Origin of the sequence: Moraxella porci DSM 25326, assembly GCF_002014855.1 — a bacterium.
Classification (GTDB): domain Bacteria; phylum Pseudomonadota; class Gammaproteobacteria; order Pseudomonadales; family Moraxellaceae; genus Moraxella; species Moraxella porci.
Genome location: NZ_MUYV01000017.1, coordinates 1 through 9,438, shown reverse-complemented (window position 1 = coordinate 9,438; position 9,438 = coordinate 1). Strand labels below are relative to the sequence as shown.

Sequence of the window (9,438 nt, the reverse complement as noted above, 5' to 3'; positions counted from 1 at the left end):
TAGTAAATCAGCTGCCGAATGAGCAGTAACTTCAAGTACAAAAAATTCAAGCAGTCTTTTTTGTACTTTTTTACTTAGTTTACAATGGGTTATCTTCATAAAACTAGTATAACATGAGAGTTATTCTAGTACAGCCCCGAAATTTATTCTGATATCGGAGCAGGCAAGCACGGCACGACCCATGGCGTGGCGATGCTTTCCAAGCATTGTGAAGCGAACCATCCGACTGCGCCTGTGCATAAGATTTATGCCAAGCATGATAAATTGATGCCTGCCCACCCATCGGCGAAGTATATCGAAAATCTGCTGCCGTTTTTTGCTGATACGCTTGTGCCACAGGTAGGTGAGCGACTTAAAATCGCCGATGAACAGGCACAATTCCCTGTCATCATCAGTGGTGATCATTCTAATGCCATTGGCAATCTGGCGGCATTTATGAATCACCATCACGATCAGCGAATCGGCGTGGTGTGGATTGATGCACATGCTGATTTGCATTCGGCACTGACCACACCATCGGGCAATATGCATGGGATGCCACTGGCGACTGCGTTAAGGCTGGATAATGCCGATTGCCAGATTAACACACTCGATGAGATGGCGACGGCGTATTGGCATAAGCTCAAATCGCTATCCGACCATCAGGGTATTTTGCCAAGTGATGTGTTCTTTTTGGGGCTGCGTAGCTATGAACCACCCGAAGCGCATTTGATCGAAGAGCATCAGATGTTCGCTTATTCCGCCAAAGGTACGCCGATTGCTCGTGGTGATGACAAATCGCTTGATGAGATTTTGGATGAGATGGTGGCAAGGCTATCGTTACTTGATGCGATTTATGTCAGCTTTGATGTCGATGCACTTGATGAGACGCTGATTCCTGCCACAGGGACGCCAGAGCCGCAGGGCTATCAGGCGGATGAAGTTAGACGGATTTTTGATCGTCTATTGGTGCTAGATAATGTCAAATTATTTGAAATCACCGAATTTAATCCGACGCTGGATGATGACAGTGACAAGCATCGCACCATCTTTGGGCTACTTGATCACGCACTGGCATTGATTGATCAGCGTCGATAAGCTAGTGATTTAAAATATCGCTCAAGTCAGCTTGGGCGATATTTTTTTGTCTGTCAAATGGTCTGGATTGTGCTGTTAATTATTTGCCAAAAAAATAAGTCAAACAAAAAAGCCAACCACGCAAGTGATTGACTTTTAAGGTTTTAATTGGTGGAGATGGCGAAACCTTAATTTATTACATAAGTGATTGAAAAATCAAATATTATTTTCGAAATCTCTACCAAAGGTTCATAAAAAGGAACAAAAACCTACAAATACTTTATAAGTATTATGCTATCTAATTTGCCCTTTAAGGCAATGACTAAAACCGCAATCATGTTAGCATTCATTTGTATCAAGGTCAATAAAGATTTGTTGGGAATAGTGGGAATATTGGGATGACTTCATAAAAAGCAAATTATATCAATAGGTTAACTATTCAAAATGCTGACAATTATTCCCTAGAATTGGGAAAAATTCATCAAATTCTAGGGAATTTGATGAATTTTTCTGGGAATTGGTTTTGGCATCATTGGTCAATTAAAAAAACCCTATATTTTGATACAGGGTTTTGGTATGAGATAAAAGTCAAAGAGGTTCAAATTCTAAAATGCTTGTACTTACCGTATAAAGGCGAGTTTTCTTATCAAAGAACCCATGCTCAACTGTCTTCTTGCTACTGCGATCTTTATCATATATCAAAAATCCTTTGTTTTTTAAAACTTTGCAAGCCTGATTCTCTGTATAAGGTTTGATTGCCTTAGCAAAACTATTATCTGTGAAATAGAATAAATTTTGATTCTTCGATAGATATCCAAGTATTTCAATGGGTCCATTTGCGTTAGTTTGTGCTCTGTTTTTTATAACCTTGGCGGTATTGATGTTTGCTTGTATAAAGTTACGTACTTGAATTAGAATATTTCTTTCTTCCAAACTACCATTTCGCCCATATTTCTTAAGCCAATTCTCAAAGCATAAGCATGCTGCTTGGTAGGCCACACCTCTTTCCCAAGTTGTAATTTTTGCCATACTTGCCACCTCTCCTGAAGTGGCTACAGCGGCAAAGCAACGTAGGACACGAGTTTGGATTGAGCCTAGATCTCGATATGTATCTGTGAGTTTGTTATAGATTTTGTTGAAAATGCTTTCAATATCAGACTGTTTGGTGTTGGTCAAATATTCAAGCCATGCTATACCTGCTGTACCGTAGTATTGGCTTGTTAGGCTTTTTAGGTTATTTGCTAGAGCTGCTGGATTGGTGCTGTGATTAAAAATGCCACATCCATCCCCGGCATCTGCTTCGATATCAATTAATCGGATTATTTGGCCGGAGTTTAGTGTAAAGCCAGCGGATGCGGAAATTTCTTCTGCTGTTTTTTCGCCAGATGAGAGATAGGCAATTAGCCATTTTGAAACATCTTGCAGTTGCCCTTGCTTGGTCATTCTGTTTTTAGTTGAACTATTTGCAAGCATATATGTTGAATCGCGCAATGTTTCCGGTGGACATTCACTCATTTCATCCAATGCCATGAAATTATCATTATGCAACCTTGCGGCAGCCTCCAGACCGTTAGCGGTACTCCGCCAACTGAGAATATATTGGAGTGGATTTCCCCAAATGCTACTTGCTAAATATAGAGAAAGTGTTTTGCCTATACTTGATGTGCCGACATAGTGGAATCCCATCCCTTGAGATAGACCTAAAATGCTCATTATTGACCCACTAAAAGCAACCGATAGCGCAAATACCAGACGATTGTGGATGGCGCATTGGGCAGAAATTTGCCTTTGCCATTCTTCCAATGTTCCTTTGGTTGAATATTTGTGTTGATTGCAATGCATTAAATGGTAGTTGTTAATACCAAATGTTTGGTTTGGCATAACGTAAGTATTGCCATGCCAGCCTATATGGTCAGTAATTTGAAATCTATTGGTTGTAGGATTTTCTCTAATATAACGAATCAAATAGCTTCTAACTTTTAAACCATCGCCTATAGTTAGTAAGCCATGATCTGAAAGTACTTTTTGAAACTCGACACCATCGCCTTGCAAGTCGCGAAATAGGACAAAAATTTTTTGCTCAAGGTTGTTGATTGTGCTACGAAACCGAACAAGAGTGCCGCTATTTTTTGACTGCTGATCGCCTTTACCTTCAACATAAAGAGGGTTGCACAAAAGTATCATGTCGCTATTTAAATCGTCGGGAATGAAATATAAGCCATGATAAACCTCTCCATTCGTATGTTGAAAATTCTCAAATATGACATACTGGCCTTTATTTTTGCCAGGCAGTCTAATTGGTTGAATTACGGAATTAAACCCCTGTCTAGAGGTTGGATAAATGTGTATTTCAATGTCATTCATGTTATTTGCCTATTTTTTTTGAGCAATAAGCCTCCTAGATATGTAAACATACCTTGCAAAAACTGATGTTTGATGTGATGTTATCTAATAGGAGGCGAAGTAATTGTAAGTTCTTGCGGTTGGCAGAGAGTCCTCATTATTGATTATCAAGTTGTGGCAGGAACTGATGTAAAGCCAGAGTTGATTCAATTGGTGGATTGCGTGGTCTGTGCGACATCATTGTTAGACTCCCCGTTTTATTTTTTTAATTGATTTTTATGCCATTGCACTATTTCGTTGTAATCATAGTAAACGGCCGCCTGGCGACTTGTGCCAGATTTATAGGGCTTTGGAAAGCTATCATCTTGTTCACGCAAAAGTTGTAAGCCTTTATAGCTTACACATAAAATTTCACAAGCAATTTTTTGAGTAATTCTTAATTGCATAGATTTATTTTCATGATGCAAATTGGACAAGTTGATGGTCATGTTCGTCCTCCTTTTGGACAAGAGTAAAATGAGCTTTTAATCAATATATGGTAAAATATTGGCATACAATCCATAAAATTGACTATATCATGATATTTTCTCATTTTTCTTAAGTCAATACCCTGAGAATAGAAGTATAGGATATTTTGGTATATTATTAAATATTATTTAACTATTAAAAAATATCAATTGCTGGAAAGATCATGATTTTTTATGCCTGATAATTTTTTGTATTGGAGGGGTATGCGAAGTGGGGCGCTAAGATCGTTTTGCAGACCAATATAGAAATAGTGTGCAAATTCAAACATGGAAAGTGAACATTTGTTTTCCATGTTAAATAGGGGTAAGTGCTTTTTTTTGATCATATTATATGCTTAAGAGGCATATAAGAGGCATATAAGAGGCATATAAGAGGCATATAATAAGCGAAAATTTACTCAATTCGACAATCGAAACATGGAAAATTTTTTTTTCTTTCCATGTTTCGGAAATAAAATAAATAAATTTTTTCAATAGGTTAACAGCATTTTTTGTCATAAATATTAATATGATAATTTAATATATTTATAAACAAACTATTTGATATACTTGTCTTATAAACCAATTTAAGAGTATTAGAGGAGAGGTAAAAACTATTATCAATGTCATCACTTCAAAAAAATCTACACAAAGGCAACCAAATAAATTTTGCAAAATTTTTTGTAAATGAAGACAAAAAATGTGCTGATTTATAGATTGGCTATAAATAATTAAAAGCTTTGTAGTCAAAAATTGTGATGAGCGGCGGGAATTTGGATATTTACGATTGATTTTTTATGTCAATTTTCCTTATTGTTTGAAAAATTCTTCTATCGTCGTTCAAGGAAAAAGATTGGATCGTTCAAGGGGAGTAAAAATTGTGTAAATATTCCATATTCCATATTCCATTCTAAATGACCAGACAATTTATTACACTCCTCGCGTAACCGTGCATTCCAATCCCATTAGATCGCTCAATAAAAAAACACTAGTGTTAAAGGTAGGAAAAAGAGTTGGAATAACTTCTTGGTAGAATTGCCAATAATCATTACAAAACGGATTGATATTATCAATGTTTGGTTGGCTACATGGTCTTTTAAAGATTTTGGTATCTCGTCTGCCGCATACAACCTAGAATCTGTTTTGAGTCTATGCTCATGGCAATACCAATCTAGCTTGTGTTTTTTATACTTGGTATAGCTGTACATTGCACCAAGTTCAAGAACGTCAACAGATTTATTCGAAGCGATTATTCCGGCAAAACCTACGTTCGAATTCTCCATTATGGATGTAGTACAAAAAATTAGGGGCTGTCCTGGATAAATCTAATGATGTAAGCCAATATCTCAGAATCGATGGGTATTCTTTGTTGTATTCTCATAATACTATTAATATTAATAAAATATTTCCAATTTGTAAATATTTGTTAAAAATTATATTTTTATGTAAAATTTTTGGTATGAATGTAGCTATAAAGTATTGAAAAACAAACATATATTACAAAAATACATGCAAATACATAATTGTGATACATATTGTAAATCATATAGTAGTATTGATATAATGTTTCGTAACTTATATCTTTTTTGTGGATTTAAGTTATTATGATGAGTATATTTGATTCAAAATAAATGATTGAATCTTATATATTTAGCCTGAATTGAAAAATTATTTGTAGATTGTTAATAGTAAGGAATCTTATGAACAAGGTATATCGAGTGATTTTTAATAGAGCAACCCAAACTTGGACGGCAGTTGCCGAATTTGCTAAAGCGCATGGCAAAAGTGCCAAAACAGTCGGTAGCGGCTTGGTAGCAGCCACTTTGGCTATCTCTTCTGTGGCTCAGGCAGCTGTTGCAGAGGAGGGGGATAATGCGACAGCTGCAACATCGGCTGTTGCGGTTGGTGATAATGCCGCCGCCGTGACTGAAGAATCCATCGCTATTGGCGCAAATACCAAAGCCGGTGCGGAGAATAACTTCAGCAACTGGGCAAATCTGATTAATCCTGCTACTAAGCAAAAATTCACTAGCGAACAAGAGCTGCGTGATTATTTTGCAAAAACCAACAAAACAATAATCCAGTATATCGTGCTGTCGTTGGTAAGCGTGCCAACATTGCAATCGGTTATGGTGCAGTGGCTGAAGGCGGTCGCAACATCTCAATCGGTGAAGCTGCTGGTGTAGGCACCGCCGATAACTGGAACATCTATAATGTAAATATCGGCTCAGAGGCAGGTCAAAACTCGAAGAAAGACTACAGTGTGGCAGTTGGATATCGTGCCGGTGCATTGACCGATGCTCAGCAATTGGTGCAAGAGGGGGTGGTTGATGGCGGACGGCATCCGAGCGTATTGATCGGTAAGCAAGCCGGTGAGGGTACTGTGGCTTATGGCACGGTTGCAATTGGTCAGGATGCCGGTAAAAATATTTCCGATACCCGTTCTGTAAAAAATATTGCGATCGGTAGTGGTGCTGGCGAGGCTGTATCGTCCAATGATGGCAGAAATGCGAAATTTGGAGGCTTTGGTGCTGGTGCTAATACCATGATTGGCGCTGGTGCGGGTAGAAGTCTATCTGGCGACGGTAACGTAGCGATTGGCAACCTAACTGGTTCAGGTACAACTGGTGATAACAACTTCTTTGGCGGACATTTGGCGGGTGCAAATGGTTCATCTGACCGATCTATTATCATCGGTAGTCATGCCGGTGAAGAAATCACTAGTGATCGTAGCGTCTTTATTGGTAACTATGCACACAGTGAGAAGAAGGGAAATGTAGTGACCGGTATTGCCATTGGTAATAGTACTTTGGCAGGCAAAAATACCGATGGCAGCACTACCTACAATTCTATTGCGATTGGTAATAGTGCCGCAGCAACGAACGATAACACGATTGCTTTGGGTGGGAGTGCAAGTGCGTCGGGTCTACGTTCTACTGCAATTGGTTCGGGAGCTGAAAGCTCTGGTGAGCAGGCAATTGCCATCGGTCGAGGTGCAGTAGCTTCTGGCGAGCAGTCTATCTCTATCGGTACCGGCAATACCGTAACCGGTGCCAACTCAGGTGCATTCGGTGATCCGACCACCATCAGCGGCACAGGCTCATACAGTGTGGGTAACAATAACACCATCGCCACCAATGATACATTTGTGATGGGTAGCTCTGTGACCAAGACAGCGGATAATTCTGTATTCCTAGGTAAAGAAGCTGCTTACACAGCAAAAGGCGCTTCTACAGACGGCATCGGTGCGGTTACCGAGCCGGTAACTGTGGGTGGTACACTGACTTACGGTGATTTTGCCGGTAAGACCTCTGTGGGTGTCGTATCCGTGGGGGATGTCAACAAAGAGCGCCGTATCCAAAACGTTGCCGCCGGTCTGATTTCAGCGACTTCAACTGATGCCATCAACGGCAGCCAGTTGTATGCAACCAATGTCAAACTGGGCAATGTGGCCAAAACCGTGGTAGAAAACTTCGGTGGCAATGCCACTTTGAATGCAGACGGCAGCATTACCTATACCGATATCGGCAATACCGGTAAAAATACCATTCATGAGGCGATTGCTGCGGCCACCACCAAAGTTGAGGCAGGTGAGAACGTAGAAGTGACTAAGACTGACAATGCCGACGGCAGCACCACTTACACCGTGGCGACCGCCAAAGCCCTGAACGTTGACAGCGTCACTGCTGGCGATACTGTGATTAACAACGACGGTCTGACCGTAGGCGATATCACCGTAACAGGCGATACCATTACCGTAAACGGCAACACCGTTAACAACATCAACGAAGCAATCAACCAAACTGCGGAACAAGCGTTTAAACCGTTGACCTTTACAGGTGACAGCGGCTCAACCAACCGCAAACTGGGCGAGACCTTTGCGATTGTTGCAGGTAATGCAACCGATACATCAACCAAAAACTTAAAAACCACGGTAACAGACGGCCAAGTTGAAATCAGCATGACCGAAAGCCCGGAATTTAAGAGCATTACGGCAACCGAAAGCGTTGTCATCGGCGGTGTGAACGGTGACAGCACCACTCTGACTTCAACAACAGACGGTCTGGATGTCGGCGGCGACAAGATCACCAACGTAGCAGCCGGCGAAGCGGATACCGATGCGGTGAATGTCAGCCAGCTGAAAAAGGCACAAGCCGCAGCCACCACCAAAGTTGAGGCAGGTGAGAACGTAGAAGTGACTAAGACTGACAATGCCGACGGCAGCACCACTTACACCGTGGCGACCGCCAAAGCCCTGAACGTTGACAGCGTCACTGCTGGCGATACCGTTTTGAATAAAGATGGCGTCACTGTAGGTGACAATGTCAGCCTGAACAAAGATGGTTTGGTTATTGCAGATGGCCCAAGTGTAACAGTTGATGGTATTAATGCTGGCAATACAGTTATTACGAATGTCGCTACGGGTAAGGCTGATACCGATGCTGTGAACCTTAAGCAGATGAATGATGCGATTGCTAACATCAATACCAGTATTGCTGCGTCTAAAGAAGAGGTAAAATCTGACGATCGCTCCGTAACAGTCACAGTGTCACAAAACGCAAACAATGCTAATGTGTATGATTTATCAGTTAACACTGATGGTGTAACGCTAACTAAAGATGAGGCGACAGGGGCGATCAAGGTGAATACCACTACATTGGTAGATGCCGATGGGGATGGTCGAGTTGATGCGCCTTCTACTGCAGATTCGGATAAGTTGGTCAATGCAGGTGATATCGTCAAGATTGTTAATAACTCAGGCTTTACACTAACCGCCCAAGGCAAGAATGGCAGTTTGGTAACATCTGGAGCGACGGTTGACATGAACAATACTGATGGCAACATCGTGATTGAAAAGTCGTCAGGTGATAACAATGTCACTTATAACCTAGCAAAAGATCTGAAGCTTGACAGCGTAACAACTGGCGATACTGTAGTAAATAACGACGGTATCACTATCAGTAATGGTAATACCAATGGTCAATCCGTGAGTATCACTAAAGACGGTCTGAACAACGGCGGCAATCGCATTACCAATGTCGCTCCAGGTGCTATTAGTGCAGGCTCAAGCGATGTTATTAATGGCGATCAGCTATATCGATTAACCAAAGATATGGACCAAAGATTCGGCGATACCTATAATCGCATTGATGAATTGAATGCCAACCGTAAGGCGGGATCGGCATCGGCGATGGCAGCGGCTGGTTTGCCTCAAGCTTACCGTGAGGGTCAGTCGGGTATTGTTGCAGCGCTTGGTCAGTATGAAGGTGAGACGGGTGTAGCGATTGGTTTCACTTCGATTTCTGATAATGGCAAATGGCTATTTAGAGGCGCATATGCGACTAACACCCAGAAAGAAAACTCAGCCAATTTAGGCTTGGGGTATTTTTGGTAATTTGACACCAAGTAATAAACATCCCGCTACGTAAGTGGGATGTTTATTCGGGAAATTTTTAGAGACCAAATAAGGAACAATGATGAATACAATCCCAAAAACACTTTTTGCTTCAGCATTGGCACTGGCGATGACCGC

The 9,438-nt window shown here is 41.0% G+C and carries 5 protein-coding genes and 1 pseudogene; 3 read left to right on the top strand and 3 right to left on the bottom strand.

The genetic code is table 11. The features are described from left to right. A pseudogene (locus tag B0681_RS10350) lies at positions 1 to 99 on the bottom strand (IS1595 family transposase); the annotation flags it as partial. Positions 100 to 192: 93 nt separating this feature from the next. Here B0681_RS10350 and B0681_RS09920 point away from each other — a divergent pair. Beyond that, entirely contained in the window at positions 193 to 1,077 is an 885-nt protein-coding gene (locus tag B0681_RS09920) for an arginase family protein (protein ID WP_158077938.1), read from the top strand. Positions 1,078 to 1,644: 567 nt separating this feature from the next. On the opposite strand, the gene B0681_RS09915 is transcribed toward B0681_RS09920, so the two are convergent. Both B0681_RS09915 and B0681_RS09910 read right to left on the bottom strand, forming a co-directional pair. Then, the gene (locus B0681_RS09915) at positions 1,645 to 3,420 is read right to left on the bottom strand and encodes a DUF927 domain-containing protein (protein WP_078318567.1); all 1,776 of its coding nucleotides are present in this window, start codon (positions 3,418 to 3,420) and stop codon (positions 1,645 to 1,647) included. A 236-nt stretch (positions 3,421 to 3,656) separates the two neighbouring features. After that, positions 3,657 to 3,887 (bottom strand): transcriptional regulator, encoded by a 231-nt coding sequence (locus B0681_RS09910; RefSeq protein ID WP_322853473.1) that lies wholly within the window; start codon positions 3,885 to 3,887, stop codon positions 3,657 to 3,659. Between the two features lie 1,718 nt (positions 3,888 to 5,605). On the opposite strand from B0681_RS09910, the gene B0681_RS09895 reads away from it, so the two are divergent. Together B0681_RS09895 and B0681_RS09890 are read left to right on the top strand one after the other, a co-directional pair. Beyond that, the gene (locus B0681_RS09895) at positions 5,606 to 6,091 is read left to right on the top strand and encodes an ESPR domain-containing protein (protein ID WP_078318564.1); all 486 of its coding nucleotides are present in this window, start codon (positions 5,606 to 5,608) and stop codon (positions 6,089 to 6,091) included. Next, positions 6,043 to 9,300, top strand: a complete 3,258-nt coding sequence (locus B0681_RS09890; RefSeq protein ID WP_078318563.1) for a YadA-like family protein — start codon at positions 6,043 to 6,045, stop codon at positions 9,298 to 9,300. Before B0681_RS09895 ends, B0681_RS09890 begins: the two co-directional genes overlap by 49 nt. Positions 9,301 to 9,438 lie beyond the last annotated feature (138 nt).